The sequence below is a fragment of the Mesorhizobium sp. M7A.F.Ca.US.011.01.1.1 genome (genome assembly GCF_003998295.1).
In the GTDB taxonomy this organism is placed as follows: Bacteria; Pseudomonadota; Alphaproteobacteria; order Rhizobiales; family Rhizobiaceae; genus Mesorhizobium.
Genome location: NZ_RZRT01000001.1, coordinates 179,928 through 206,299 on the forward strand (window position 1 = coordinate 179,928; position 26,372 = coordinate 206,299).

Here is a 26,372-nt window from a genome sequence, read left to right on the forward strand (position 1 = left end):
GTGTACCCCTTCAGTTCCCTTAGAGCGAACAAAAGATGGCGACGTTCCGAAATCTGCCGTGATCACCTAACGGTTTGAGAAGACAGGTAAAATGTCAGGCATGCGGCGAAATCATGGCAGTTGGCGAGTGCTGCCACAATTTTAATCAGTAACAATGTCGGGCGGATGACTAAGACCGAAATCGCCTTTCGCGAAGTATAGAGCGAAACAAAGCTGCAGGGCGCCCTTCCAAGTGAAGGGAGGCCAAACTCTCACTGCTCGTGGCGCCCCTGTCGGACGCCTCAAGCCTTTGATTTTATGGACTTCTCGGCGACATGCCCTTCAATCGGCAGAGGGCAATGGCAGGCGGGATTGGTCTCTCATCCCGCCATGGTGACAAAAGTTGCGCCGCGGACCTCAGCCCCGAGCGCATGCTTTTTGGGCAACATGCCTCAGGCCGGGATCCTGATGAGAACGTCGGCAACTTCGCCATCCTTCAGTTCGACTGCCGAAGCCTTGGTCTTTGCCCCATTCACCTCCAGCGAAACCGCCTTGGCCTTATTGTCGCGGATGACGCGAACCCTGAGTTCCGCCCCCACCATCTTGAGGGTTGCCGAGTAGCCGTCCCAGTGGCTGGGCAGTTTCGGCTTGAACTGGACACGCTTGCCGCGCCGCTCGATGCCCAGAATGCCTTCGACAGCCGCCCTGTAGAGCCAGCCGGCGGAGCCGGTGTACCAGGTCCAGCCGCCACGGCCGCCCTTGCTGTTGCCTGCATTATCGTCCCCGGCATAGATATCGGCCGCCACGACATAGGGCTCGACACGATACTGTTCGGCCGCGGCCTCGTCGGTCGCATGGTTGACGGGGTTCAGCATCGAGAAACAGCGATAGGCCTCGTCGACCTGTCCCATCTCGGCAAGTGCGATGACGAACCATGCGGCGGCATGGGTGTACTGGCCGCCATTTTCGCGCACACCGGGTGGATAGCTCTTGATGTAGCCCGGGTTCTTGTCGGTCTTCGAGAAGGGCGGTGTGAACAGCTTGACGATCTTGAGCTTGTCGTCGACGAGCAGCTTCATCGCCTGCTCCATCGCCGTTGTCGACCGTGCCGGATCGCCCTCTCCCGAAAGCACGCTCCAGGACTGGGCTATCGAGTCGATCTTACACTCCTGCGAGTTGCGAGACCCCAAAGGGGTGCCGTCGTCGAAACTGCCGCGCCGGTACCATTCGCCGTCCCATGCGGTGCTCTCAAGCGCCCGCTTCAGAACATCGGCATGCTTTGCCCAGGCCTGTGCTCGCTTGGCGTCGCCCTCGGCCTTGGCGACGGGGGCGAAGTCGCCCAGCGTCTTCAGCAGGAACCAGCCGAGCCAGACGCTCTCGCCCTTGCCGTGCTCGCCAACGCGGTTCATGCCGTCGTTCCAGTCGCCGCCGAGGATCAGCGGCAGGCCCGCGGGGCTGCTGCGCTTGATGGCGAGATCGAGCGCACGCGCGCAATGGTCGTAGAGCGACGCCGTCTTCTTCGAGATTTCCGGGGTGAAGAAGGCATCGTGCTCGCCCTCGCCCAGCGGCTGTCCATCGATGAAGGCCAATTGCTCCTTCAGGATGGTGGCATCGCCGGTGACCAGCAAATAGCGCGCCGTGGCGTGGGCAAGCCAGACCACGTCGTCGGAGATCAACGTACGCACGCCAGCACCCGTGCGCGGCAGCCACCAGTGCTGCACGTCGCCTTCGGGGAACTGCCGCCGCGCCGCGTTGAGGATTTGGTCGCGCGCCAGTTGCGGGTCATGCGCCAGCAGCGCCAGCGTGTCCTGCAACTGGTCGCGGAAGCCGAAGGCACCGCTGGCCTGATAGAAGGCGGAGCGGGCACGGATGCGGCAGGCCAGGCTCTGATAGGGCAGCCAGTGATTGACCATGGCGTCGAGCGCCTTGTCCGGCGTCTCGACCTGGATGGTGTCGAGGAAGCCGCGCCATTCGCGCTCATTGTCGGCCAGCCGCTGGTCGAAGTCCTTGATCCGGTGCTCCTGCACCAGCGCGCTCGCCTCCTCGACCGACTCGGCATCGCCGAGCAGCCAGAGCAGCGTCACGTCGCCGCCAGCCGGAATCTCGACGTCGCGGGCGATAGCCGCGCACGGATCGTCGCCGGCCTCGACACGGCCAGACAGCGCCGCACCACTCAGCACCGCCTGCGGCAGCTCGCTGGAGCCATGCCGGCCGAGGAACTCCGATCGGTCTGTTGTCACCGAATGGACGCCGCCGTCTGCCGCGAGGAACGCAACCCGCTCGCCAAAATCCAGCCCGTAGGGGTTTTGTGCCAGCAGCGCCCCGCTGGCGGCATCCCGCGACGGGACGATGGTTGCCGCCGTGCGCGACCGGTGTCCGCCGAGCACCCATTCGGCATAGGCATAGACACGCAGCCGCGCCGGCACCGAGCCGGAATTCTGGATGCGCAGCCGCGAAATCTTCAGGGGATCGACCGGATCGACGACATGGGTAAGATCCATCGACAATGGCCCGCGCTTCGAGCGGAAGGTCGAGAAACCCTGGCCATGCCAGGCCTCGTAGGTCATCGAGGGATCGCGCACCATGGCGGCGAGCGGCGAGAACGCCTTGCCGCTGGCCTGATCGTAGATGTAGAGCCCCTCGCCCGGCCGGTTCGAAACCGGATCGTTCGACCATGGCGTCAGCTGATAGTCGCGGCTGTTGCGGCTCCAGGTGAAGGCAGCCCCCTCGGCGGAGGTGTGGAAGCCGAACGAGGCGTTGGAGACGACGTTGATCCACGGCTGCGGCGTCGTGCGCCGGCCGGCCAGGCGCACGACATAGTGCCGCCCGTCGCCGTCGAAACCGCCAAAGCCGTTCCACTGGCTGAGTCCGCTTCCATCGGCGCCGGCATTGGCCACCGCCTGCGAGGCAGGGGTATGCGTCGTGGGTGTCGGCGATGGCAATTCACGCGGAATCGGCAATGCTGCCAGGGCGTCCCGCGCCTGCAGAGCCGCCGCCTCGGCGCGCTCGATCTGGTCGAAGATAGTGCCGTTGCGCGTGTGCAGGACCACCCGGGCGACAGCGAGCAGCGTCTTGTAGGTGGTCTCGTCCATGAGGTCGCGGCGCACCGCGAAAATGTGCTGGCGCGGTCCGAGCTCCTTGCCGCGCAGGCGGCTGTTTTCGCACAGCGTCTCGACCGCCCGTTGCAGGTCCTGGACATAGGAGGACGCCTGCTCGTTGACGACGACGAAGTCGATCATCATGCCGCGGGTGCGCATATATTCCTGGAAACGCAGCGCCTGGGCAACGATTTCGAGATCGGCGACGTCGCCGATCCTGACCAGGAAGATCGGGAAATCGCCGGAAATGCTTGTCGGCCACAGGCTCGACTGCTTGCCCAGCCCGGAGGCGATGGATTCTGCGGGAAGACGCAGGAACGGATCCGGATAGATCAGGTAGCGCGCCAGCTTCTGCACGTTGGCGGCATCGGTCAGGCTGAGGCCCATATGGCGGGTCTGCACCTGGCTGCGCGTCCAGGCAAGCATGGCCTGGCGGGCAAAGCTCTCCGGATGGTCGAGGCGGGCGATGGCTTCGTCCAGCTCGGTGCGGCCAGCGCCGACGACGGTCCAGAAGGTCAGCGATATCTTCTTGTTGGCCGGCACGCGCACCTGGCGGCGCAGCGAGGCGACGGGATCGAGCGTAAAGCCTGAATGGCCGCCCAGCCTGGCGCCCGGGTCGAAAGCGGCCGCATCGACGATGGTACGGCCACGGCCGATGAAGGCGCGCCTGTCGGTCTCAGCCTCGGCATCGCGCGCCGATCCGGACGGATCGGTGACGAAATGCACCATGGCGATATCGGGCTCGCTGGTCTCGCGTTTGCGCCGCGTGGCGAAGATCGCCGCGTTGTTCGCAGAGATTTCGGTTTCCACGAACATCTTCGAGAAGGCCGGATGCGCGTTGTCGGACGCCTCCAGGCCGAGCACCAGTTCGGCAAAGGAGGTCACTTCGATGTGACGGTCGGACGGACCGTCATTGTAGAGCGTCACCCGACGGCCCTCGCCATTGCCTTCCGAGATGACGATGCATTCGACCTCGGAGCGCAACGTGCCCACCGATTTGACGAAGCTCGCCTTGTCGTCGGAGAACAAGGTCTGCACCTTTTCCTCGGCGGCGCGCTTCGGTTCGGCTGTAGCCGACCACCAGTCACCTGAGCCTGCGTCACGCAGGAAGATGTAGGAGCCGAGCCGGTCCTCGGTCGGATCCGGCTGCCAGCGTGTGACGGAGAGATCGCCCCAGCGGCTGTAGCCCGAGCCGGTCGCGGTGACCATCACCGAATAGCGGCCGTTCGACATGACGTTGGTCGACCGCAGCGACTGCAGCGGATTGAGCACGATGCGGGTGTCGGGGCTGTCGACTTCGGTCTCGTCCTTGGAGCGTTCGTCGGCCTCGGTCCTGACGGTCGCGGTCGGGATGTCGCGCGGCGCCCTCTCCTGCAGCAAGAGTTCGGCCGATTCGATGACCGGGTCGCTGTGGAAGCGGTCGCGCATGCGACCTTCGAAGATCGCGTCGGCAACCGCCGCGATCGACATGCCCGAATGGTGGGCCATGTAGTTCTGGACGACGACGTGATCCGTGCCTTCCGGCACGCGCTGCGGCGTGAAGTCGACGGCATCGTAGTAGCCGTGGCGGCCAAGCGCCCCGATCTCCCGCAATCGGGCGAGATTCAGCACGGCTTCACGCGGATTGAACTGGGCCGCGAGTATGGTGGCGTAAGGCGCGATCACCGTGTTCTGGCCAAGGCCGCGCTTCAGCCCGAGGCCTGGAACGCCGAAATTTGTGTATTGGTAGGTCAGTTCGCGGTCGCGCGCATTGTAGGCGGCCTCCGAAATGCCCCACGGCACGTTCTTCTGACGGCCATACTGGATCTGGCGCTTGATGATCAGCTTGCTGGTCTGGTTGAGGATCGAGCCCTGCGGCTCCTTCATCACCAGCGGCGGCATCAGATATTCGAACATCGAGCCGGACCAGGACATCAGGGCGCCCTGGAAACCGATTTCGACGATCGGCCGGCCAAGCCGGAACCAGTGCTCGGTCGGCAGGTCGCCCTTGGCGATGGCGAACAGGCTGGTCAGCCGCGCTTCGGAAGCCAGAAGGTCGTAGCAGCTTTCGTCGAGCTGGTGCTCCTCGACCCGGTAACCGATCGACAACAGCTTGCGCTCCGGCCGCATCAGGAAGGAGAAATCCATCTCGAAGGCGTAGCGGCGCGTGCGCTCGCGCAAGGTGAGCAGCTTGGCACGCAGCGCCTCGACGGCATTGTCGTCGCTGTGCGCGTCATGGACGTGCGCTTCGCAGGTGGCTTCCAGCCTTGCCGCCCAGTCGACGATGACGTCGCTCTGGGGCGACACGGCCTCGGTATGGATGGCGGTGGCCAATTTGCGGATCTCGCCGGCCAGCACAGCCAGGTTGATGGTGCGGATCGACGCCATTTCGGGCTGCGCCTTGATGGTGTCGACAGCGCGCCGCATGCCGTCGAGACGGTCCGCGAGACGCTGGCGCAGCGGGCGCAACTGACGGCGGTCGTCGGGCAAATCATCGAGGCTTTCGCTGAGGATGGTGACTGTGTCGAGAATGCCTTCGAAATCGCCCTGGAGATGGACGGAGGGCGCTTCGGCCCATTCGGCGCAGGCCGCCGCCACCGCCACCAGATGGCCAGCGAGATTGCCGCTGTCGACAGCCGAGATGTAAAGCGGATAGAGCGGCTTCAGTGTCGTCGTGTCGTACCAGTTGAAGAGGTGACCGCGCTCACGCGGCATGCCCTCGATCGTCGCCATGGTGGCGTCGATGCGGGTGATGGCGTCGGACAGGCTGATCCAGCCGAAGTCGCGGGCGGAAACGACGGACAACAGGTAGACGCCGATATTGGTCGGCGAGGTGCGTGGCGCCACCACCGGCGCCGGGCTTTCCTGGAAATTATCGGGCGGCAGATGGTGGTGTTCTGCCGTCACGAAGCTTTCGAAATAGTGCCACGTGCGCCGCGCCACCGTGCGCAGCGTGTGGATGTCGGCCTGCGATATGCGCAGCCGATCCTCGGTTTCAGCCGAACGGCTGATCCAGCTGGCGATGGCCGGCGAGCCAATCCAGAACAGGGCGAAGAAGAAGGCGACGAAGGCGCCGGTCGAATCGGCCAGCACCGGAATGGCAAGGCCGACGAAGCCGATGATCACGGCGCCATACATCATGCCGTAATAGGAACCGACATCGTTGTCGCCCGCCTTGTGCGCCTGCGAGGCGGTGCGCCATTCCAAAAGGTTCTGGCGGCTGACGAAGAGCCGGTAGAGCGTGCGCACGATGGCATCGCCCATCATCCAGGCGTTGTGCGCCATCAGCACGATCTTCAGTGCCACCATGGCGGTGCCGAAGGCGACGTCGCGCGCCAGGGCCGAGAAATGGCCGCGCGGCGTCTGGTCGCCGCTCTTGGGCAGGATGGCGTTGACGATGTCGAATGTCGGCGCCATGAACAGGCTGAGGATCAGCAGGGCCTGCCATTGCGCGGCCTGCGTGAAGGGCAGCAGCGTCCAGCCGGCGATCGCCGCCATCACCCAGAAGATCGGCGTCAGCGAGCGGCGCAGATTATCGATCATCTTCCAGCGCGACAGCGCCGGCACGCCGGAGCGCGGATCGAGCATGAAGCCGAGCAGCTGCCAGTCGCCGCGCGCCCAGCGATGGTGGCGCGAGGCGTCGACCGAGTATCGGGTCGGATAGTCCTCGACCAGTTCGACGTCGGTGACCAGCGCCGCGCGCGCCAGCGCGCCTTCCAGCAGATCGTGGCTGAGGATGGTGTTTTCCTCGATGCGGCCCTGCAGCGCGGCCTCGAAGGCGTCGACATGATAGAGGCCCTTGCCGGTGAAGGACCCGTCGCCGAAGACGTCCTGATAGAGATCGGACACGGCAAAGACATAAGGGTCGAGGCCGCGATTGGCCGAAAACACCCGCTGGAAGAACGACGCATCGTCGCCTGATGTCAGCGACGCGGTGATGCGCGGCTGCAGGATCGCGTAGCCGGCGGTGACGACGCGCTTGCTGGCATCGAAATGCGGCCGGTTGAGCGGGTGGCAGAGCTTGCCCACGAGGGTGGCGACCGCGTCACGGGTGGTGCGCGTGTCGGCATCGAGCGTCATCACATGGACGACGTTCTCCGGCAGCGGCACGTCGAGCGGCAGGAACGTGGTGTCGCTGTCGCCGCGCAGCAGAAGATCGAGCTCGTGCAGCTTGCCGCGCTTGCGCTCCCAGCCCATCCAGGCCCCTTGCGCCGCGTTGAAGAGCCGGCGCCGGTGCAGGATGTAGAAACGGGGCGCGCCTTCGGACGGATAGCGGGCGTTGAGACGAGCGATTTCGGTACGCGCGAATTCGAGGATTTCGGTGTCCGCCGCATCGATCTCGGTCTTCGAGTCTGGCCAGTCCGACAGCAGCGCGAAATGGATTTCATCGGCCGTGTTGGCGAGATGATGCACCTCGATGTTGCGGATGTTTTCCTCGACATCGTCGCGCGAGCCGATCAGCGACGGCACCACCACCAGCGTGCGCGCCTCGGGCGGAACGCCGTGCCGGTAATCGTAGCCGACGAGACGCGTCGGTTTCAGGAACAGCGATACGACCGTGTTGAAGAAGGCGAGCGCGCCCTCGCTGGCCGGCACGGCAAAAAGCGCCAGCATGAGGGCGATCGAGGGCACCGACAGGCCAAGATTGGCAAGCGCGTTGCCGGAGAGGACGAGAAGCAGGGCCGTCAGCGCAAAGACGGGTACGACGATGCCGAGCCACCCGGTCTTGCGGAAGGCACGCTTGACCGTCTGGCTGATGGTGGGCCGATAGCCGATCGCCTTCTCCAGCTCTAGCCGGCGTGGGCCGACGAGAAAGAAGCCGACATCGGTGTGGGCGGACCCGGTTAAAACGACGTCGCCGTCACCATCGCTGGCGGCGTGGCCGGCCAACTCGATGGCCTTCTCGGCAACGCGATATTCCGAAAGGTTCGAGCGGCGCGCCAATTCCTCGATCGCGGTCCGGTACTGATCGCGCGAGAAGAAGTCGAGCGCGGCGAAATCGGTGCGCTCGCGCAGCACGGTGTCGATGCGGCTGACGCCTTCGAACCACACCGTCCAATCCACGTCGTTGATGAGGCGCAGGCCGCGGATGATGTTGCCCGTCGTCACATTGCCGCTGGACAGCGTGTGATGTTCGGAAATGATGATTTCCTCGGCATCGGAGCCGGTCTTTTCAAGCTCGCCTTCCAGCCATTCCAGAGCCTTGCCGGCATTCTGCGATCCATCGCGCAAGCGATAGAGCAGTTGGGTGGCGAAGGTGGTGTCCTGCGCGTGGGCGCTGAAGTTGGACAGGATCGACTGCCGGTCGGCGCTGTCGTCGGTGGCCAGGACCTTGTCGGCCACATCGTTGGCGATCTGGCGCATCTGGCGGGTGCGATTGACCCTGACGGCCAGCCGGCGGAGATTTTCGATCAGGACGAAGCGCAACAGCGAAGGCAGCGCCCAGAGTTCGCCGATCTTCAGCGGCTCGACCGACTGGAAACCCTGGACGATGGACTTGAACATCGTCGCCGAAACGGAACTGTCCGAATGCGCCACATAGGTCCAGGCCAGCGCCAACGCGCGCGGCACAGTGCCGTTGTCAGGCAGTTTCAGCGTCGGCAACTGACGATAGAACCGGCGCGGCAGGTCGCGCTTGACCTGGAAAATGGTCTCTTCGACCAAGTAATTGTTGTCGAGCAGCCATTGTGCCGCCGGCGTGATCGTCTCGCCCCTCGCCTGCGCAGCATTGGTCGACCGGTAGACTTCCAAAATCTTCTTGGCGCTGTCCCGGATACGGGCCTGAAAATCAAAGGGCGTCAGGCCGAACAGGTCCGTGAGGTCGCCTTTTGCCAGGCTTTCGCCAAGCAGCCGAAGGCGCTCTTCGGGCAGGTAATTGGAACGGATCGGCTCTTCGGTAATGGCCGGGAAGCTTGCGCTTGTCTTCTCGATTTGGGCAGGATTCGTCTGAATATTCATTGAAAATTCCGTAAGCGGGCACTGAACGGCGTCACCGCCACGGCAATGGCCCTAAAACCAGGTCAAATGCAATTGGTTGCATAAACCCCACTTGCCGAAAAGTTTGTTTCCGCACCGCGACAGGGCGTCGTCTCTCAGCAAAACTCAAAGACAAGCACCCCACTTCCCGCCAAGCCAGATCGGCGGAGAGGATTCAGGCTTTTTCGTGATGCCGCCAGCAGCTTACGCTATATTTCGCCGGTACCGCGATCATGTTTGGAAACAAGCGTTAATCGTTGCCGGCGATGGCGCAGATCCGGATCACGAACAGCGTTGCCTCATGGGCGGGCTGGACGAGCAGGCCGGTGCTGACCGGACCGGACCGCAGCGTGTCGAGCGGCCCGAGGCGAACCGGTTCAGCGGCGGGCACGCTGACGTCGCCGTTCAAGCACAGGATCAGCGTTGTGCCGGCTTCAGTCCGGATTTCCACGGGGGCCGAAATCACCAGGCGTTCGACCGAATGCGTCATCCGGCTTCGGCGGGTCATGACATTGAGATCAGTGATCGGTCCGCCGATCAGCGCGGCCGAGGTCTGCACGTCGGCAGGGAAAGAAAACAGGGCAGTCGTCCTGTTTATGGATGTCGGCGGGTGGCCGGCGATCTCGAGGACGATGCCCTCGCCTTCGAGCACGGCAAGGGTGCGATCGATCCCGGCAAATTGCGAGAAAGGACCGCTCAATTCGACACGCGCCATCGACACGCGCCAGTCGAAATCGTCGAGCCCGGCACCCCCAGGCGAAACGGCGATTTCCGTCGTCACGCCGCCGCCGTTCTTCCACGGCATCGACCGGTATTCGGCTGCCCGCAGGATGCGCATCGGCTCAGCCAATCACCCGAGAATGCCGGGCAGGTTGAGCTGGTGCTCCTTGGCGCACTCGACGGCAATGTCGTAGCCGGCATCGGCGTGGCGCATGACACCGGTCGCCGGATCGTTCCACAACACCCGCTCCAGGCGCCTGGCCGCTTCGCGCGTGCCGTCGGCGACGATCACCATGCCGGCGTGCTGCGAGAAGCCCATGCCGACGCCGCCGCCATGGTGCAGCGACACCCAGGTGGCACCCGACGCTGTGTTGAGCAGCGCGTTGAGCAGCGGCCAGTCGGACACGGCGTCCGAGCCGTCCTTCATGGATTCCGTTTCGCGGTTCGGCGAGGCGACCGAGCCGGAATCGAGGTGATCGCGACCGATGACGACAGGCGCCTTCAGCTCACCCTTGGCCACCATTTCGTTGAAGGCGAGGCCGAGCCTGTGGCGGTCGCCAAGGCCGACCCAGCAGATGCGCGCCGGCAACCCTTGAAAGGCAATGCGCTCGCGCGCCATGTCGAGCCAATTGTGCAGATGGGTATTGCCGGGCGTCAGTTCGCGCACCTTGGCGTCGGTCTTGTAGATATCCTCCGGATCGCCCGACAGGGCCGCCCATCGAAAGGGGCCGATGCCGCGGCAGAACAGCGGACGGATATAGGCCGGCACGAAACCGGGGAAGGCGAAAGCGTTCTCGAACCCCTCCTCCTTGGCCACCTGGCGGATGTTGTTGCCATAGTCGAGCGTCGGCACGCCGGCGTTCCAGAACGCCACCATCGCCTCGACATGTTCGCGCATGGAGGCGCGGGCTGCCTTCTCGACTTCCTTGGGGTCGCTGACGCGCTTCTCGCGCCACTCGGCCATCGTCCAGCCCTTCGGCAGGTAGCCGTTGATGGGATCATGCGCCGAGGTCTGGTCGGTGACCATATCGGGGCGAATGCCACGCCTGAACATCTCCGGCACGATCTCGGCCGTATTGCCAAGCAGGCCGACCGATTTCGCCTCCCCGGCCTTGGTCCAGCGCTCGATCTTTTCCAGCGCCTCGTCGAGCGTGTCGGCGCGCTCGTCGACGTAGCGGGTGCGCAGGCGGAAATCGATCGAGTCCGGATTGCATTCGATCGCCAGGCAGCAGGCGCCGGCCATGACGGCGGCGAGCGGCTGGGCGCCACCCATGCCGCCGAGACCGCCGGTCAGGATCCATTTTCCCCGGAGATTGCCGCCATAGTGCTGGCGGCCGGCCTCGACGAAGGTCTCGTAGGTGCCCTGCACGATGCCTTGCGTGCCGATGTAGATCCACGAGCCGGCCGTCATCTGGCCGTACATCATCAGGCCCTTCTTATCGAGCTCGTTGAACTTTTCCCAATTCGCCCAGTGCGGCACCAAATTGGAGTTGGCGATCAGCACGCGTGGGGCGTCGGGATGGGTGCGGAAGACGCCGACCGGCTTGCCGGACTGCACCAGCAAAGTCTCGTCATCGGCCAGCGTCCTCAAGGAGGCGACGATGCGGTCAAAGTCGTTCCAGGTGCGCGCCGCCCGGCCGATGCCGCCATAGACGACCAGCTCGTTGGGATTTTCTGCAACATCCGGGTCGAGATTGTTCATCAGCATGCGCAGCGGCGCTTCCGTCAGCCAGGAGCGCGCGGTGATTTCGGTGCCGCGCGGGCTGCGGACTTCGCGGATGTTGTGGCGAGGATTGTTCATGGCGTCACTCCATAAAAGGACCTGATGTCAGACGCGCGCCCAGGATGTCGCGGTCTCGAGGATTTTCCGCAGCGTGGCGCGGATCGGTGCTGCGAACTCGGCGTCATAGGGCACCGGCCAATTGTCCGGCGTACCCTTGCCATCTGGCTCGCGCATATAGATGCGGTTGGAGAGTTCCATCTGCAGCGCATGCACACCTTGTTGCGGCTGGCCGAAATGGCGTGTGATCCAGCCGCCTTTGAAGCGGCCGTTGATGACAGAGGTTTCACCGGTTTCGGCCATGATCTGGCCGACCATCGCCTGCAGCGTCGGATCGGCGCTCCTGCCGTCATTGGTGCCGAGATTGAAAACCGGCAGCGTGCCTTCGAAGAGGCGCGGCAGCACTGAACGGATCGAGTGGCAGTCATAGAGCACGATCTTTTCGTGCAAGCCACGCAACCGGTCGATCTCGACCTGCAAGGCGGCATGGTAGGGCACGAAGAATTTCTCGCGACGTTCGTCGATCTCCGACGGCCCGGGTTCTTCGCCCTCGCGATAGAGCGGATCGCCATCGAAAGTCTCGGTCGGGCAAAGGCCGGTCGTCGCCTGGCCGGGGTAAAGCGAGGCACCGGAGGGATCGCGGTTGACGTCGATGACGGTGCGCGAGATCGCGGTGTGCACCACCGTCGCCCCGAGGCCGGCGGCAAAGTCATAGAGATTATCGATCCACCAATCGCAGTCGCGGCGGCCGAGCCAGGGCGAGACCAGCCGATTCTCAAGGCCGGCGAGGTCGATGCCGGTATGTGGTATCGACACCAGCAACGGGGCTGTGCCGGGCGTGACCGTCAGCCAGGGCGCGCTTGCCATCACATCGCTCCCGAAATCGACGGCAGAGCCACACCGCCGGCGGCCTTGATGGCCGCACCACTGCGCACCATGGCGATGGCTTTTTCCATATCGGGGTGGAAGTGGCGGTCATTGTCGAGATGCGGCACTTCGGCCCGGACCAGCTTGCGCACCGCCTCCAGGGCGTCGCTCGAGGCCAGCGGTGCGTGGAAATCGCAGCCTTGCGCCGCGGCCAGCAATTCGATGCCGATCACCGCGGTGGCGTTCTCGACCATGCCGATCAGCCGGCGCGCACCGTGCGCGGCCATCGAAACATGGTCTTCCTGGTTGGCCGATGTGGGAATCGAATCGACGCTGGCCGGATAGGCTTTCTGCTTGTTTTCCGAGACGAGAGCCGCCGCCGTCACCTGCGGGATCATGAAGCCGGAGTTCAGACCGGGCTTCGGCGTGAGGAAGGCCGGCATGCCGGACAGTGCCGGATCGACAAGCATGGCGATGCGGCGTTCCGACAGCGAGCCGATCTCGCAGACCGCGAGCGCGATCATGTCGGCGGCGAAGGCCACCGGCTCGGCGTGGAAATTGCCGCCGGAAAGTGCGGTGTCGTCCTCGGCGAAGATCAGCGGATTGTCGGTAACGCCGTTGGCTTCGGTGCCTAGCGTGTCGGCCGCCTGGCGCAGCACGGTCAGTGCAGCGCCCATCACCTGAGGCTGGCAGCGCAGGCAGTACGGATCCTGCACGCGTTCGTCACCAACCCGGTGCGATTCTCGGATGGCGCTGCCGGCCATCAGATTGCGCAGGGCGTCGGCCGCCTCGATCTGGCCGGGATGCTTTCTCAGCACATGGATGCGCGGATCGAAGGGGGCGTCAGAACCTTTTGCCGCGTCGGTCGATAGGGCACCAGCGACCAGCGCCGATTGATAGAGCACTTCGGCCTCGAACAAGGCGGCCAGCGCATAGGCGGTCGAAAACTGGGTGCCGTTGAGCAGCGCCAGGCCTTCCTTGGCGCCCAGTGTCACCGGCTCCAGTCCATGTGAGACGAAGGCGACCTTGGCCGGGAAACGGCCATGCGGGGTAAAACATTCGCCGACGCCGATCATCACCGCGGTCATGTGCGACAGCGGGGCAAGGTCCCCGGAGGCGCCGACCGAACCCTGCGCCGGCACCACCGGGATGACGTCGTTGGCCAGCATTGCTTCCAGCAATTCGATGGTTTGCGGCCTCACGCCGGACGCGCCCTGCGCCAGGCTGGCGAGCTTCAGCGCCATCATCAGCCTGCAGACAGCAACCGGCATCGGCTCGCCGACGCCGGCGGCGTGCGACAGAACGATGTTGCGCTGCAAGGTCTCGAGATCCTCGGCCGGGATGCGGACGCTGGCCAGTTTGCCGAAACCGGTGTTGATGCCATAGACCGGTTCGCCCTTGGCGACGATCCTGGCGACGGCCTCGGCGCTCGCCTTGATCTTTGGCCGGCAGGCGTTGTCCAGCTTGGGCACGGCGCCACGATAGATGGCGTGCCAGTCGGCCAGCGTCGCATTGCCGGGCTTCAGGGTCAGTTCGGTCATTGTCCTCTCCAGGTGCGGGCATGCAGCGGGTTGAAGCCCATGCGGTAGACGAGTTCGGCGGGGCGCTCGATGTCCCAGATCGCCAGGTCGGCGGACTTTCCGACCTCGAGCGTGCCGGTTTCCCCCAGCAAACCAAGCGCGCGGGCGGCCTCGCGGGTGACGCCGGCAAGGCATTCATCGACGGTCAGGCCGAACAGGGTCGCGGCCATGTTCATGGTCAAAAGCAGTGAGGTCAGCGGCGAGGTGCCGGGATTGTTGTCGGTGGCGACAGCCATCTTGACGCCGTGCTGGCGAAACAGGCCGATCGGCGGCTTCTTGGTTTCGCGAATGAAATAGTAGGCGCCGGGCAGGATCGTCGCCACGGTTCCGGCCTTGGCCATCGCCGCTGCACCTGCCTCATCGGTGTATTCGAGATGATCGGCCGACAGCGCACCATAGCGGGCGGCGAGTTCGGCGCCATGCAGGTTGGACAGTTGGTCGGCATGGAGCTTGACCGGCAGGCCGGCCGCCTTGGCCGCATCGAAGACGCGCGCCATCTGTTCCGGCGAAAAGGCGATGCCCTCGCAAAAACCGTCGACGGCATCGGCCAGTCCCTCGGCGGCAACCGATGGAAGAATCTCATTGGCGACCAGATCGATAAAAGCGTCCTTGTCGCCCTTGGCTTCCGGCGGCAGCGCGTGAGCGCCGAGGAAGGTCGTGCGGATCGTCACCGGCCGTTGCTCGCCCAGTTGGCGGGCGGCACGCAGCGACTTCTTCTCGTTTTCGAGGTCGAGGCCATAGCCGGACTTGATCTCGACGGTGGTCACGCCTTCGGCGATCAGCGCATCGAGGCGCGGCAGCGATTGAGTGACCAGTTCGTCTTCGCTGGCGGCGCGCAGCGACTTGACCGAGGAGACAATGCCGCCGCCGGCCCGGGCGACCTCTTCATAGGTGGAGCCGGCCAGCCGCATCTCGAATTCGTTGGCGCGGTTGCCGGCATGGACCAGATGGGTGTGGCAGTCGATCAGGCCGGGTGTGATCCAGCGGCCCTCGCAATCGATCGTCTCGACGCCCTGGGCAAGTGTTGGGGGCAGCTCCGACTCGGGGCCGGCATAGACAATGCGGCCGTCACGCGAAGCGACCGCGCCGTGTTCGACGATGCCAAGTCCGGCAGACCCTTCGGCCATGGTCGCGAGCCGCGCATTGCGCCACAGACGAAGATCCCCTGCCCGGCTTTTGCTCTGTCGTCCAGCCATCATCTTTTCCGTTTCAATCGATGACGATTATGTATATACATATCGAAACGCACTGCAAGTGCCATCATCGCATGAGAGACAGAGAACCGGAGAGAAAAGTGGCAGCGATCTTTGCGGAACAGGCGCTCCTTCCCAATGGCTGGCGCGATAATGTGCGGATCACCCTGGCCGAGGGACGCATTACAGCCGTTCAGCCTGGTGCCCCTGCGACAGCCGACGACGAACGCCACGCGATCCTGTTGCCCGGCATGCCCAATTTGCACAGCCACGCCTTCCAGCGCGGCATGGCCGGCCTTGCCGAGCTTCGCGGCCCCTCCGCCGACAGTTTCTGGAGCTGGCGAGAGGTGATGTACCGTTTTGCCCTGTCGATGACACCCGATCAGGTCGAGGCGGTTGCAGCGCAGCTCTATGTCGAGATGCTGGAGGCCGGTTTTTCCCGCGTCGGCGAATTTCACTATCTGCATCACGACCGCGATGGAAAACCCTATGCCAACCTCGCCGAGATGGCCGAACGCATCGTGGCCGCGGCCAATGAGACGGGTATCGGCCTGACGCTGCTGCCGGTGTTTTATGCGCACTCGTCTTTCGGCGGTGCCGTGCCAAACGAAGGCCAGCGGCGATTCATCAACGATGTGAATCGGTTCTCGCGGCTTGTTGAGAAATGCCGCGAATCGGTTCGTGCACTGAGTCAGGCTGTCGTCGGCGTCGCTCCGCACAGTTTGCGCGCCGCGACACCGGAAGAACTGATTGAAGTGACTGCCCTAGCGCCGGATGGGCCTATCCACATCCACATTGCCGAGCAGGTGAAAGAGGTCGAGGATTGCCTTGCCTGGTCCGGCGCGCGGCCGGTGGAGTTTCTGCTTGGCCATGCCAAGGTCGACAAGCGCTGGTGCCTGATCCACGCCACGCACATGACCGATGCGGAAACCGTTGGTATGGCCAGGAGCGGCGCCATCGCCGGCCTGTGCCCGATCACCGAGGCCAATCTCGGTGACGGCACTTTTGCCGCGCCACTGTTCAGGGAACATGGCGGCCGCTATGGCGTCGGCTCCGATTCCAACGTGCTCATCGGCCTCCCCGACGAGTTGCGCCAGCTCGAATATTCGCAGCGCCTCGCCCACCGCGCCCGCAATGTGCTGGCGGTCGCCGGCGGCTCGACCGGCCGCGCGCTGTTCGACGCCGCACTCGACGGCGGCAGCGTCGCGCTTGGCGCCGGTGCTTCCGCGATCGCCGCCGGCGCCTCGGCCGATCTCGTCTCGCTCGATCCCAAAAATCCCTCGCTGGCCGGCAAGACCGGCGACGCAATTCTCGACGCCTGGATCTTCGCCAATGGCAGCAAGGTCGACTGCGTCTGGGTGCATGGGCTCAAACAGGTCAGCGGCGGCAGGCATGCGAAGCGAGAGGCCATTGCTGAGCGTTTTCGCAACGTCATGAGGGCGCTTTCGGCATGAGCATGGCCGGCACAGTGGAAGCGGAAGGCGGCGGCTCGCTGCACCAGCGCATCCTGACCGACATTAGCGAGAAGATCACGTCCGGGGCCTGGGCGCCCGGCCATCGCATCCCGTTCGAGCACGAATTGAGCGTGCAATACAATTGCTCGCGCATGACGGTGAACAAGGCGCTGTCACAGCTTGCCAAGGCCGGGCTGATCGAACGCCGCCGCCGCTCAGGCAGCTTTGTGCGCCGGCCGCAGTCGCAAGCGGCGGTGCTGGAAATCCATGATATCCGCATCGAGGTCGAAGCGCTCGGTCTGCCCTATCGCTACGAGCGCGTGATGCGACACAAAAGGCGCAGCAGCGCCGGGGACCGCGCCTCGCTGGAATTGGGCTTGGCCGGACCGGTTCTGGCGCTGGAATGCGGGCATTTCGCCGGCGAGCGGCCGTTCGCGCATGAGCAGCGGCTGATCAACCTCACCGCCGTGCCTGAAGCAGCCGATGAGGAATTCCTGGCCATAGCGCCAGGGCCATGGCTGATCGGCCGCGTGCCGTGGAGCGAAGCCGAGCACCGGATTCGCGCTGTCGCCGCCGACAGGCATATAGCGGCCTCACTTGACATCGAAGCCGGCGCGCCATGCCTGGTGGTAGAGCGACGGACATGGAGCGCCGAACATCCGGTCACCCATGTGCGCTTTACCTACGCGGCCGAGAGCCACACGCTGGTGGCAAGGTTCAGGCCGCAAGGGTAGTCTTTCTTCACCCTCCCCCTTGTGGGAGGCTCAGCGAGCCGGCATTGCGAAGCAATGTGGCGAAACGGGGTGGGGGTGCGGCGCCGCCCCCACCCCGCTGCTTCGCAGCGACCCTCCCCACAAGGGGGAGGGTGAAAAACTCAGATCGCGGCGGTAATAATGATCTCGACCAGATATTCCGGGGTGGCGAGCTTTGCTTCGCCGGTGGCGCGGGCCGGCGTGTTGCCCTGCGGCACCCACTTGTCCCACTCCGCGTTCATCTCCGCAAAGGTGCTCATGTCGGCCAGCCAGATGATCGCCTGCAGTATCTTGGTCTTGTCGGAACCGGCCTTGGCCAGCAGGTCGTCGATGGCCGCCAGGATGTCCCTGGTCTGCGAAGCGACGTTGCCGGTTGGCTGGCCGACCTGACCAGCCAGATAGACGGTATTGCCATGGATGACGATCTGGCTCATGCGCGGGCCAACATCGATGCGACGAATGCTCATTGGATGGTTCCTTCCTGTGGCGGTTGCGCTTCTTTAGAGTCGCGACCGGCTTCGGGCAAGATCGTCAGGTCGAATCCCCTTGGGCCAACGGCATATGGATGTGCAAACACGGCAAGTTGACCCTGCGGCCGCAATTCCGCCGGATTGGCTTGTTGACTAATGTAATAACATCACATATCCAGTCGGCCGCTGCCAGCAGCCGGATTTCGCCGCCTACGGATCGCAGAATGACAAATACCTGCCTGACATTCCGCGACCTGACGCTTGGCTACGGCAGCCATCCGGCGATCCATCATCTCGACGGCACCATCCGCAAGGGCTCGCTGACCGCTGTGGTCGGCGCCAATGGCTCAGGCAAATCGACGCTGATGAAAGGCATTGTCGGCGTCCTGAAGCCGATGGCCGGCGAGGTCATCCGCGCGCCCGGCGTGCGCGCCGCCTATCTGCCGCAACAGTCGGAACTCGACCGGAGCTTTCCGGCGCGGGTGGTGGATCTGGTTTCGCTCGGCCTGTGGCCACGGCGCGGCCTGCTAGGCCGCTATACAAAGCAAGATCGCGAGGACGTCAGCAAGGCGCTGATGGCGGTTGGCCTCGGCGGTTTCGAGAAGCGGCCGATCGACACGCTGTCGGGCGGCCAGTTGCAGCGCACGCTGTTTGCGCGTGTCCTGTTGCAGGACGCCGACCTCATCCTGCTCGACGAACCCTTCAATGCCGTCGACGCCAAGACGGTCGGCGACCTCATTGCGCTGATCAAGCACTGGCATGGCGAGGAACGCACCATCATGGTCGTCGTCCACGATCTCGATCTGGTGCGGCAGAATTTCCCCGAAACGCTGCTTCTCGCCCGCCAGCCGATCGCCTGGGGCGAAACCCGGGAAACGCTGAAGCCTGATAACCTGTTGCGCGCCCGCCGCTTCCACGAAGCCTGGGAAGAAAATGCGCCCTGGTGCGAGCCGGGCGAGGACGCTCATGGTCACGATCACCATGGCCACGATCACCATGACCATCAACACGGCGTCGGACCGAGGGCTGCCTGATGGACATGCTTTACGGTCTTGTCATCGCGCCCTTCGCCGATTTCGGCTTCATGCAGCGGGCTTTGATCGGTTCGCTGATGCTGTCGCTCGGCGCCTGCCCTATCGGCGTCTTCCTGATGCTGCGGCGGATGAGCCTGTCGGGCGACGCCATGGCGCACGCCATCCTGCCCGGTGCGGCCGCCGGCTTCCTGTTCTATGGCTTGGAGATCCTGCCGATGACCATCGGCGGCCTGATCGCCGGCGTCATCGTCGCGCTCGGCGCCGGCGCCGTCTCGCGCTTCACCATCCAGCGCGAGGACGCCTCGATGGCGGCTTTCTATCTGATTTCGCTCGCCATCGGCGTGCTGATGGTGTCGATCCGCGGTTCCAGCGTCGATCTCATGCATGTGCTGTTCGGCACCGTGCTGGCGCTCAACGATGAGGCGCTGACGCTGATCGGCGGCATCGTCGCGGTGACGCTGGTCAGCCTCGCCATCTTCTGGCGGGCGCTGGTCGCCGAATGCCTCGACCCGCTGTTCCTGCGCTCGGTCAGTCGGCTCGGCAGTCCGGTGCATTTCATCTTCCTCGGCCTTGTCGTGCTCAACCTTGTCGGCGGCTTCCAGGCACTCGGCACGCTTCTGTCGGTTGGGCTGATGATGCTGCCGGCCGCAGCCGCCCGCTTCTGGACAGTTCGCGTCGAGCCGATGTGCGTGCTGGCGGTGCTGATCGGCTTTTCGTCCTGCATCGCCGGGCTGCTTTTGTCCTATCACGCGTCGCTGCCGTCCGGCCCGGCCATCATCCTGTCGGCCGGCGTCGTCTATTTCGCCTCGATCCTGTTTGGCACGCGCGGCATTCTGCGCGCGCGCATCATCCATCACCGTCACAGAACGGCCTGATCCCCGCCCCTAGAAGGAGACCCGTCTATGCTGAAATCGATCCACGCCGCCCTAGCGATGAGCGTTATAACATTAACCGCCTTTGGCGCATCGTCGGCCTTGGCGGCACCGCTGAAAGTGGTCGCCAGCTTCACCGTCATTGCCGATTTCGCCAAAAATGTCGGCGGCGACCGCATCGACGTCACCACCATCGTCGGGCCGGATGGCGACGCCCATGTCTACGAGCCGAGCCCGGCCGATGCTGTGGCCATGGCCAAGGCCGACATCGTGCTGGTCAACGGCCTGCATTTCGAAGGGTTTCTGCAGCGGCTGGTCGATGCCAGCGCCACCAAGGCCTCGATCATCACCTTGACCAAGGGCGTGACGCCGATCGATTTCAAGCCTGAATTCGCCGATGCCGATGCAGCCGAAGGCGCCGGCACCGGCGGCGGCAAGACGGTCACCGATCCGCACGCCTTCCAGTCGATCGCCAATGCCAGGATCTACGTGAAGAACATCGCCGATGCTTTCTGCGCGGCGGATGCGGAAGGCTGCGTCAGCTACCAGACCAATGCCGCCGCCTACACGAAGAAGCTCGACGCGGTCGAAGGTGAAGTGAAAACTGCGATTGCCTCGATCCCGGAGAGCAAGCGCGTCGTCATCACCTCGCATGACGCCTTCGGCTATTTCGAACACGCATACGGCCTGACCTTCCTCGCCCCGCAAGGCATCTCGACCGACTCCGAGCCATCCGCCGCAGACGTCGCCAAACTGGTCAATCAGGTGAAGCAGGACAAGGCGGCTGCGATCTTCGTCGAGAACATCACCAACCCGCGCCTGATCGAACAGATCGCCAGCGAAACCGGCATCAAGGTCGGCGGCACGCTCTATTCGGATGCGCTGTCGCAGCCCGACGGCTCGGCCGCGACCTATATCGACATGATGCACAACAACATCCGTCAGATCAAAGGCGCCATTCTCGGCAGCTGAGTATGAAGGATTGTCCAGCCGGGCCGCATCGGCCCGGTTGGATTTTCCGGCACGCAGTGTCTATTTGGCAGAGAATTCCTTCGGTATGGATTGCCGCCCATGTCGGGGAGTGGCAAGACTGCCGCCTGACAGTTTGCGAGGATGCCGCCATGGAATACCGTGAAATCAGCGAGGACTATTCGGTTTCAGGCCAGATCCAGCCTGAGGACGTCGCCGCCATCAAGGAAGCCGGCTTCAAGAGCGTCATCTGCAACCGGCCCGATGACGAACAGCCCGGCCAGCCTTCTGCCGACACCGTCAAGGCGGCGGTCGAAGCCGCAGGGCTCGCTTTCCGCTACATTCCGGTGATCAGCGGACAGATCACCGCCGAGAATGTCGAGGATCAGGCCGAAGCGCTCGACGAACTCGACGGCCCGGTCTTCGCCTATTGCCGCTCCGGCGCCCGCTGCACCAATCTCTATGGGCTGATCCAACAGTCGAAGGATTGATCCGCCCAAGATTTAGATGGGCAACGCGCCGGTTTCCTTGAGCGTTTCCAGCACGATCGCCGTCTTCACATGCTGCACCGATTCATGCGGCAGCAGCACGCCGTTGACGAATTCAGACAGCGATTTCAGGTCGGGCGTCACCACTTTCAGGATGTAATCCATCTCACCGGTCAGCGCGTGCGCTTCCTGCACCTCAGGCAGCCGCGCCACCAGCTCGCCGAAGCGCCGCGCATTGTCGCGGTTGTGCGTGGCGAGCGTGACCGAAATGACGTTGACCAGGGAAAAACCGAGCTTGTCGCGGTCGAGAACGGCACGATAGCCTCTGATGAAGCCATCCTCCTCCAGCCGCTGGCGGCGGCGCGAGCATTGCGACGCCGACAGGTTCACCCGCTCCGAAAGATCATTGTTGGTCAGCCGCGCATCACCCTGCAACAGCGCCATTATCTTGCGGTCGAACTGATCAATGCGCGCTTCATCCATGGTTTTTCCTCACATCGTGCACGCTTCACGCATGACATCATCATTTCAAGCGTTTGAATGCAAGCACCGTGCGCCTCCTCCGCGTTATGATCGTGTCAAATGGTCTTTTCAGGCCAGGCCAGCTTTCGGAGGAATATGATGGGTCCCTTCCCGCACGACGCCCCGCCCGCCAAGATCAGCAAGGACAACCCGGCCGGCACCGACGGCTTCGAGTTTGTCGAATTCGCGCATTCGGAGCCGCAGAAGCTCGCCGAATTGTTCAGCCGCATGGGCTATGTCGCGGTGGCCAAGCACCGCACCAAGGACATCACGGTCTGGCGCCAGGGTGACATCAACTATGTCGTCAATGCCGAACCCGGCTCGCATGCAATGAAATTCGTCGACAAGCACGGCCCCTGTGCTGCCTCTATGGCCTGGCGGGTGGTCGATGCCAAGCACGCTTTCGATCACGCGGTTGCCAAGGGAGCCACGCCTTACGAAGGCGCCGACAAGGCGCTCGACGTGCCGGCAATCATCGGCATTGGCGGCTCGCTGCTCTATTTCATCGAGACCTACGGCAAGAAGGGTTCGGCCTATAATGCCGAGTTCGAATGGCTGGGCACTCGCGACCCACGGCCGGAAGGCGTCGGCTTCTACTATCTCGATCACCTGACCCACAATGTCTATCGCGGCCATATGGACAAATGGTGGGATTTCTACCGCAATCTGTTCGGCTTCAAGCAGATCCATTTCTTCGACATCGACGGCAAGATCACCGGCCTGGTCAGCCGCGCCATCACCTCGCCCTGCGGCAAGATTCGCATTCCGCTGAACGAGTCCAAGGACGAGACTAGCCAGATCGCCGAATACCTGAAGAAGTACAATGGCGAGGGCATTCAGCACATCGCTGTCGGCACCGACGAGATCTACGCCGCCACCGACAGGTTGGCCGAGAACGGCCTGAAGTTCATGCCCGGCCCTCCGGAGACCTACTACGACATGTCGTATGACCGCGTGAATGGCCATGACGAACCGATCGAGCGGATGAAGAAGCACGGTATCCTGATCGACGGCGAAGGCGTCGTCGACGGCGGCACGACCAAGATCCTGCTGCAGATCTTTTCGAAGACCGTGATCGGCCCGATCTTTTTCGAGTTCATCCAGCGCAAGGGCGACGAAGGTTTTGGCGAGGGCAACTTCCGCGCGCTGTTCGAATCCATCGAGCAGGACCAGATCAAGCGCGGGGTGATCAAGGTTCAGGCTGCGGAGTAGGTAGATTCGAACCGGGCTTCTTGCGGCGCGACCAATTATGACCTAAATTATGGTCATAAGGATCGCGCTATGAATGTTTCCATCGCCGAGGCCAAGGCCAAGTTGTCGGAACTCGTCAGCCGCGCGGAAGCCGGCGAGGAGATCGTTCTCACACGCCACGGCAAGGTGGCCGCGCGCATCGTACCGCCGGCAGCGGCCGAACCACTGCCGCGTATTGGCGCCTTGAAGGGCAAGATTTGGATTGCGGACGATTTTGATGAACTCGGTCCCGAATGGGACGAGTACGTGAAATGACGGTCGGCCCGTTTCTCGCCGACACGCATATCATCCTGTGGTCGATTTCAGACGATCCACGTCTCAGCCAGCACCACCGCGCTATCTTGGCTTCGGAAGCGGTGGTGTTCGCGAGCGCGGCAAGCGTCTGGGAAATTGCCATCAAACGCTCAATCGGAAAACTCAACGCGCCGGACGATCTGCCAACGCTGCTTCCCAGAATGCAATTTCAGACACTTGCCGTCACTTTGCAGCATGCGAACGCCGTCAGCAGCCTACCCCACCATCATGGTGATCCATTCGACAGACTGCTGATCGCGCAGGCGCAAATGGAGAACCTAGCAATCCTTACATCCGACCCGTGTTTTGCCCGTTATGATGTCGCTCTGGGATGATTAGCGAGACAAGTCGCTCTCACAAACCCAACCGCTCGACCTCTCTCTCCCTCAGCTTCGCATCATAACAGAGCAGAAATTCATCCAATTGCGGCGGCTTGACCGACGTGCCCGAAAGCATTGCGTGCACCTGGCCGCGGTGATGGATGTCGTGCAGAAAGACATGGGCGAGGATATCGCCGATGCGCTCGGGGATCATGCCGTCCTCGCGCCGGTCGGTGATGACGCGGCGATCGAGATCGTCGGCCGACAGCCTATCGCAAAAGGCGATCAGCCGCCGGTCGGCTGCGACCTGCGCGGCAAACAACGCCGCCGGCTCGTCGAGGGGCACGAAGTCGTCATGGGCGGCAGCACCGAGACCACCCTCTTCGAGAAAATCGAGATAGAGAAGATCGACCGCAAGGATGTGGTTGAGCGTTGCCTTGATCGACGGAAAGAAGCTGGTGCGTTCGGCCTCGAACTCACCTGGCTGGAGCGACAGCACCGCGCGGTAGAGCCGGTCGTTCGACCACAGATTGTTGCCGGCCATACGGCGCAGATGGTCGAGCAGGTTCACGAGATCATCCCCCTGCCCGCACCAGATGCAAGCCTGCCCCCATGATCGCGAATCCGGCAAGAACGATCAGCAGCAGCCCGTTCATGCGTCGCCGCATGGCTTGCGTCTCCTCATCCCGCGCGACTTTCATGTTGGTGATGGTGTGGAACATCATCGCCTTGCGCGGAAAGCCGCCGCGGTTGGTCAGGTCGGGCGAGCGCGCCTCGATGCGGTAACTCAGCCGGATCGCCTGGATGAAGACCGCCAGCATAGCGAGTGCCCAGACACCGGCCAGCAGATAGACCCCGGTCATGCCCTTACCTCTCGTATTTCTCGACCTTCTGCTCGATGGCGCCGAATATCGAATGCCCGGTCTTGTCCTTCATCTCGATGCGCACCGTGTCGCCGAAGCGCAGGAACGGCGTTTTGGGTTCGCCTGACACAATGGTCTCGATCATGCGCAATTCGGCGATGCAGGAATAGCCGGCGCCGCCGGCCGAGACAGGCTTGCCCGGCCCGCCGTCGAGCTTGTTGGAGACGGTGCCGGAACCGATGATCGTGCCGGCGGCTAATGGCCGTGTCCTTGCCGCGTGAACGATCAGCGCCGGAAAGTCGAAGGTCATGTCGACACCGGCATTGGCGCGGCCGAACGGCTTGCCGTTGAGATCGGCGAGCAGCGGCAGGCTGACCTTGCCGCCGTCCCAGGCGTCACCCAGTTCGTCCGGCGTCACCGCGACCGGCGAAAACGCCGAGGACGGCTTTGACTGGAAAAAACCGAAACCTTTGGCCAGTTCCGGTCCGGTGAGCGCGCGCAGCGTGACGTCATTGACCAGCATCACCAGCCGGATCGCTGCCCTTGCTTCTTCGAGACTGGCGCCTATCGGCACGTCGTCGACAATGACGGCGACCTCGCCTTCCATGTCGATGCCGAAGCCTTCGTCAGCCATGCGGATCGGGTCACGTGGCGGAATGAAGGCGTCCGAGCCGCCCTGGTAGATCAGCGGGTCGGTCCAGAAGCTCGCCGGCATCTCGGCGCCGCGCGCTTTGCGCACCAGCTCGACATGGTTCACGTAAGCCGAGCCGTCGGCCCATTGATAGGCGCGCGGCAGCGGCGAATGGGCGTCATGCTCGTGGAAGCGCTCCGCCGGCACCGCATTGTTCTCAAGCGATTCCGCTATTGTCGCGAGATGCGGGGCGATGCGGCGCCAGTCGTCGAGCGCCGCCTGCAGCGTGCGCACCAGGAACGAGGCGTCGGTGAAGCGTGTCAGGTCGCGCGAGACGACGACGAGTTTTCCGTCGCGCGTCCCGTCCTTCAATGTGGCAAGCTTCATGCGATTTCCTCTCCTTGTGCAGCTTTCCCGCTGCTTAGGCCCACAACAAGGCCGTCGCGGGCGATCGTCAAGTCGCCGGCCCATGTTTTCCTGACAGCGGCAGTCCAATCGGCCTCCCCGATCCCGGGATCGTCGGCCGGAATGAGATGATTGAGCACCAGTCTCTTGACGCCGGCATCGCTGGCGATGCTGCCGGCCTCTTCGGCAAAGCTGTGGCTGGCGAGCAGGTGGCCTTTCAGCCGCGCGCCATTGCCGGTCCTGGCCACCAGCCGCTCGATGCCTTCCTCCAGCATGGCTTCGTGGACGAGGATATCCGCACTCCGGGCGAACTCGGCGAGCGGCGGATAGAAGGCCGTGTCAGCGGAGAACACCACGCTTTTCCCGCCGTGTTTAAAGCGCAGGGCAAAACAGTCGGTCACCGGCGGATGCTCGACGCGCAGCGCCGAAACCGTCAAGCCGCCCTGCTCGAGCACCTGGCCTTCGCCGAATTCGACGATCGAAACCAGGTCTCGAATATCCGGCCGGCCCTCGTCGACGATGCGGATTTTGATATCGAACTCCATCGCCTGGCAAAAGCGCTGCCAGTAATGATCCGTGCCGGGCGGACCGAACACGTGGATCGGGGTCGCCAGACCCGCCGTCCAGGCGGTGTGGATCAGCGGCCCTAGCTCCAGCACGTGATCGGAATGCAGATGCGTGATGAAGATCAGGTCGAGCGATTTCAGGCTGATGCCGGCATCGACGAGACCCCGCGTGACGCCAAGGCCGCAATCGACGACGATGCAGCGGCCGCCCATCTGCAGCACCGACGAGCTCGGCCATGGACCACCCGGCCGCAATGCCGGGCCACCCTTCGAGCCCAAAAGCACCAACCGATCCGGCATTGGCTCGGT

21 protein-coding genes are annotated in these 26,372 nt (G+C 63.6%); 9 read left to right on the plus strand and 12 right to left on the minus strand.

All coding sequences use genetic code 11. From position 1 onward, the window contains the following. Positions 1-431: 431 nt before the first annotated feature. The 6 genes from EOA13_RS00905 to hutI form a co-directional block, all read right to left on the minus strand. The gene (locus EOA13_RS00905; protein WP_127288910.1) at positions 432-9,014 is read right to left on the minus strand and encodes a glucoamylase family protein; all 8,583 of its coding nucleotides are present in this window, start codon (positions 9,012-9,014) and stop codon (positions 432-434) included. Positions 9,015-9,282: 268 nt separating this feature from the next. Further along, positions 9,283-9,870, minus strand: a complete 588-nt coding sequence (locus EOA13_RS00910) for a HutD family protein (RefSeq protein WP_127288912.1) — start codon at positions 9,868-9,870, stop codon at positions 9,283-9,285. 12 nt (positions 9,871-9,882) lie between these two features. After that, complete coding sequence (hutU, locus tag EOA13_RS00915) at positions 9,883-11,553, minus strand: urocanate hydratase (RefSeq protein WP_127288914.1); 1,671 nt, start codon at positions 11,551-11,553, stop codon at positions 9,883-9,885. A gap of 27 nt (positions 11,554-11,580) precedes the next feature. Next, positions 11,581-12,399, minus strand: a complete 819-nt coding sequence (gene hutG / locus EOA13_RS00920; protein WP_127288916.1) for an N-formylglutamate deformylase — start codon at positions 12,397-12,399, stop codon at positions 11,581-11,583. Then, the gene (hutH, locus tag EOA13_RS00925) at positions 12,399-13,940 is read right to left on the minus strand and encodes a histidine ammonia-lyase (protein ID WP_127288918.1); all 1,542 of its coding nucleotides are present in this window, start codon (positions 13,938-13,940) and stop codon (positions 12,399-12,401) included. The genes hutG and hutH overlap by 1 nt, the downstream gene beginning before the upstream one ends. Then, positions 13,937-15,175: an imidazolonepropionase gene (gene hutI / locus EOA13_RS00930; protein ID WP_127288920.1), complete on the minus strand. Its 1,239-nt coding sequence runs from the start codon at positions 15,173-15,175 to the stop codon at positions 13,937-13,939. Before hutI ends, hutH begins: the two co-directional genes overlap by 4 nt. 98 nt (positions 15,176-15,273) lie before the next feature. Between hutI and EOA13_RS00935 the strand changes: the two genes are divergently transcribed. Both EOA13_RS00935 and hutC read left to right on the plus strand, forming a co-directional pair. Next, complete coding sequence (locus tag EOA13_RS00935; protein WP_127288922.1) at positions 15,274-16,626, plus strand: formimidoylglutamate deiminase; 1,353 nt, start codon at positions 15,274-15,276, stop codon at positions 16,624-16,626. After that, positions 16,623-17,360: a histidine utilization repressor gene (gene hutC, locus EOA13_RS00940; RefSeq protein ID WP_127288924.1), complete on the plus strand. Its 738-nt coding sequence runs from the start codon at positions 16,623-16,625 to the stop codon at positions 17,358-17,360. Before EOA13_RS00935 ends, hutC begins: the two co-directional genes overlap by 4 nt. A gap of 140 nt (positions 17,361-17,500) precedes the next feature. Here the strand turns inward: hutC and EOA13_RS00945 are convergent, their stop codons facing one another. Continuing rightward, positions 17,501-17,845, minus strand: a complete 345-nt coding sequence (locus EOA13_RS00945; RefSeq protein ID WP_127288926.1) for a RidA family protein — start codon at positions 17,843-17,845, stop codon at positions 17,501-17,503. Positions 17,846-18,072: 227 nt separating this feature from the next. Here EOA13_RS00945 and aztA point away from each other — a divergent pair, with 227 nt between their 5' ends. From aztA to EOA13_RS00965, 4 genes are all read left to right on the plus strand, one after another. After that, positions 18,073-18,882 (plus strand): zinc ABC transporter ATP-binding protein AztA, encoded by an 810-nt coding sequence (gene aztA, locus EOA13_RS00950; RefSeq protein WP_127288928.1) that lies wholly within the window; start codon positions 18,073-18,075, stop codon positions 18,880-18,882. Further along, positions 18,882-19,757 carry a zinc ABC transporter permease AztB gene (gene aztB, locus EOA13_RS00955; protein ID WP_127288930.1) on the plus strand — a complete coding sequence of 292 codons (876 nt, stop codon included), beginning with the start codon at positions 18,882-18,884 and terminating at the stop codon, positions 19,755-19,757. Before aztA ends, aztB begins: the two co-directional genes overlap by 1 nt. A 27-nt stretch (positions 19,758-19,784) precedes the next feature. Then, entirely contained in the window at positions 19,785-20,726 is a 942-nt protein-coding gene (gene aztC, locus EOA13_RS00960; protein ID WP_127288932.1) for a zinc ABC transporter substrate-binding protein AztC, read from the plus strand. Positions 20,727-20,875: 149 nt separating this feature from the next. Further along, positions 20,876-21,214: a TIGR01244 family sulfur transferase gene (locus EOA13_RS00965; protein WP_127288934.1), complete on the plus strand. Its 339-nt coding sequence runs from the start codon at positions 20,876-20,878 to the stop codon at positions 21,212-21,214. A 12-nt stretch (positions 21,215-21,226) separates the two neighbouring features. Here the strand turns inward: EOA13_RS00965 and EOA13_RS00970 are convergent, their stop codons facing one another. After that, positions 21,227-21,694, minus strand: a complete 468-nt coding sequence (locus EOA13_RS00970) for an Lrp/AsnC family transcriptional regulator (RefSeq protein ID WP_013532311.1) — start codon at positions 21,692-21,694, stop codon at positions 21,227-21,229. A gap of 138 nt (positions 21,695-21,832) precedes the next feature. Between EOA13_RS00970 and hppD the strand changes: the two genes are divergently transcribed. From hppD to EOA13_RS00985, 3 genes are all read left to right on the plus strand, one after another. Then, positions 21,833-22,945: a 4-hydroxyphenylpyruvate dioxygenase gene (gene hppD, locus EOA13_RS00975; RefSeq protein ID WP_127288936.1), complete on the plus strand. Its 1,113-nt coding sequence runs from the start codon at positions 21,833-21,835 to the stop codon at positions 22,943-22,945. Between the two features lie 69 nt (positions 22,946-23,014). Further along, positions 23,015-23,239 (plus strand): type II toxin-antitoxin system prevent-host-death family antitoxin, encoded by a 225-nt coding sequence (locus EOA13_RS00980; RefSeq protein WP_023813589.1) that lies wholly within the window; start codon positions 23,015-23,017, stop codon positions 23,237-23,239. Next, positions 23,236-23,613 (plus strand): type II toxin-antitoxin system VapC family toxin, encoded by a 378-nt coding sequence (locus EOA13_RS00985; RefSeq protein WP_127288938.1) that lies wholly within the window; start codon positions 23,236-23,238, stop codon positions 23,611-23,613. The genes EOA13_RS00980 and EOA13_RS00985 overlap by 4 nt, the downstream gene beginning before the upstream one ends. Positions 23,614-23,632: 19 nt before the next feature. On the opposite strand, the gene EOA13_RS00990 is transcribed toward EOA13_RS00985, so the two are convergent. The 4 genes from EOA13_RS00990 to EOA13_RS01005 are packed head-to-tail and all read right to left on the minus strand — an operon-like array spanning position 23,633 to position 26,363. Next, the gene (locus EOA13_RS00990; RefSeq protein ID WP_127288940.1) at positions 23,633-24,169 is read right to left on the minus strand and encodes a DinB family protein; all 537 of its coding nucleotides are present in this window, start codon (positions 24,167-24,169) and stop codon (positions 23,633-23,635) included. 4 nt (positions 24,170-24,173) lie between these two features. Next, the gene (locus EOA13_RS00995) at positions 24,174-24,461 is read right to left on the minus strand and encodes a hypothetical protein (RefSeq protein WP_127288942.1); all 288 of its coding nucleotides are present in this window, start codon (positions 24,459-24,461) and stop codon (positions 24,174-24,176) included. Between the two features lie 4 nt (positions 24,462-24,465). Continuing rightward, entirely contained in the window at positions 24,466-25,479 is a 1,014-nt protein-coding gene (locus tag EOA13_RS01000; protein ID WP_127288944.1) for a fumarylacetoacetate hydrolase family protein, read from the minus strand. Next, on the minus strand, positions 25,476-26,363 hold the full coding sequence (locus EOA13_RS01005) for an MBL fold metallo-hydrolase (RefSeq protein ID WP_164779950.1): 888 nt from the start codon (positions 26,361-26,363) through the stop codon (positions 25,476-25,478). Before EOA13_RS01005 ends, EOA13_RS01000 begins: the two co-directional genes overlap by 4 nt. Positions 26,364-26,372 lie beyond the last annotated feature (9 nt).

Coding starts and splice junctions, on each gene's coding strand:
- hutC (WP_127288924.1), top strand. CDS start 16,623: ATGAGCATGGCCGGCACAGTGGAAGCGGAAGGCGGCGGCTCGCTGCAC.
- hutI (WP_127288920.1), bottom strand. CDS start 15,175: ATGGCTGGACGACAGAGCAAAAGCCGGGCAGGGGATCTTCGTCTGTGG.
- EOA13_RS00980 (WP_023813589.1), top strand. CDS start 23,015: ATGAATGTTTCCATCGCCGAGGCCAAGGCCAAGTTGTCGGAACTCGTC.
- EOA13_RS01005 (WP_164779950.1), bottom strand. CDS start 26,363: ATGCCGGATCGGTTGGTGCTTTTGGGCTCGAAGGGTGGCCCGGCATTG.
- EOA13_RS00995 (WP_127288942.1), bottom strand. CDS start 24,461: ATGACCGGGGTCTATCTGCTGGCCGGTGTCTGGGCACTCGCTATGCTG.
- EOA13_RS00965 (WP_127288934.1), top strand. CDS start 20,876: ATGGAATACCGTGAAATCAGCGAGGACTATTCGGTTTCAGGCCAGATC.
- hutU (WP_127288914.1), bottom strand. CDS start 11,553: ATGAACAATCCTCGCCACAACATCCGCGAAGTCCGCAGCCCGCGCGGC.
- EOA13_RS00970 (WP_013532311.1), bottom strand. CDS start 21,694: ATGGATGAAGCGCGCATTGATCAGTTCGACCGCAAGATAATGGCGCTG.
- aztB (WP_127288930.1), top strand. CDS start 18,882: ATGGACATGCTTTACGGTCTTGTCATCGCGCCCTTCGCCGATTTCGGC.
- EOA13_RS00985 (WP_127288938.1), top strand. CDS start 23,236: ATGACGGTCGGCCCGTTTCTCGCCGACACGCATATCATCCTGTGGTCG.
- aztA (WP_127288928.1), top strand. CDS start 18,073: ATGACAAATACCTGCCTGACATTCCGCGACCTGACGCTTGGCTACGGC.
- EOA13_RS00905 (WP_127288910.1), bottom strand. CDS start 9,014: ATGAATATTCAGACGAATCCTGCCCAAATCGAGAAGACAAGCGCAAGC.
- hutH (WP_127288918.1), bottom strand. CDS start 13,940: ATGACCGAACTGACCCTGAAGCCCGGCAATGCGACGCTGGCCGACTGG.
- hutG (WP_127288916.1), bottom strand. CDS start 12,399: ATGGCAAGCGCGCCCTGGCTGACGGTCACGCCCGGCACAGCCCCGTTG.
- aztC (WP_127288932.1), top strand. CDS start 19,785: ATGCTGAAATCGATCCACGCCGCCCTAGCGATGAGCGTTATAACATTA.
- EOA13_RS01000 (WP_127288944.1), bottom strand. CDS start 25,479: ATGAAGCTTGCCACATTGAAGGACGGGACGCGCGACGGAAAACTCGTC.
- EOA13_RS00945 (WP_127288926.1), bottom strand. CDS start 17,845: ATGAGCATTCGTCGCATCGATGTTGGCCCGCGCATGAGCCAGATCGTC.
- hppD (WP_127288936.1), top strand. CDS start 21,833: ATGGGTCCCTTCCCGCACGACGCCCCGCCCGCCAAGATCAGCAAGGAC.
- EOA13_RS00910 (WP_127288912.1), bottom strand. CDS start 9,870: ATGCGCATCCTGCGGGCAGCCGAATACCGGTCGATGCCGTGGAAGAAC.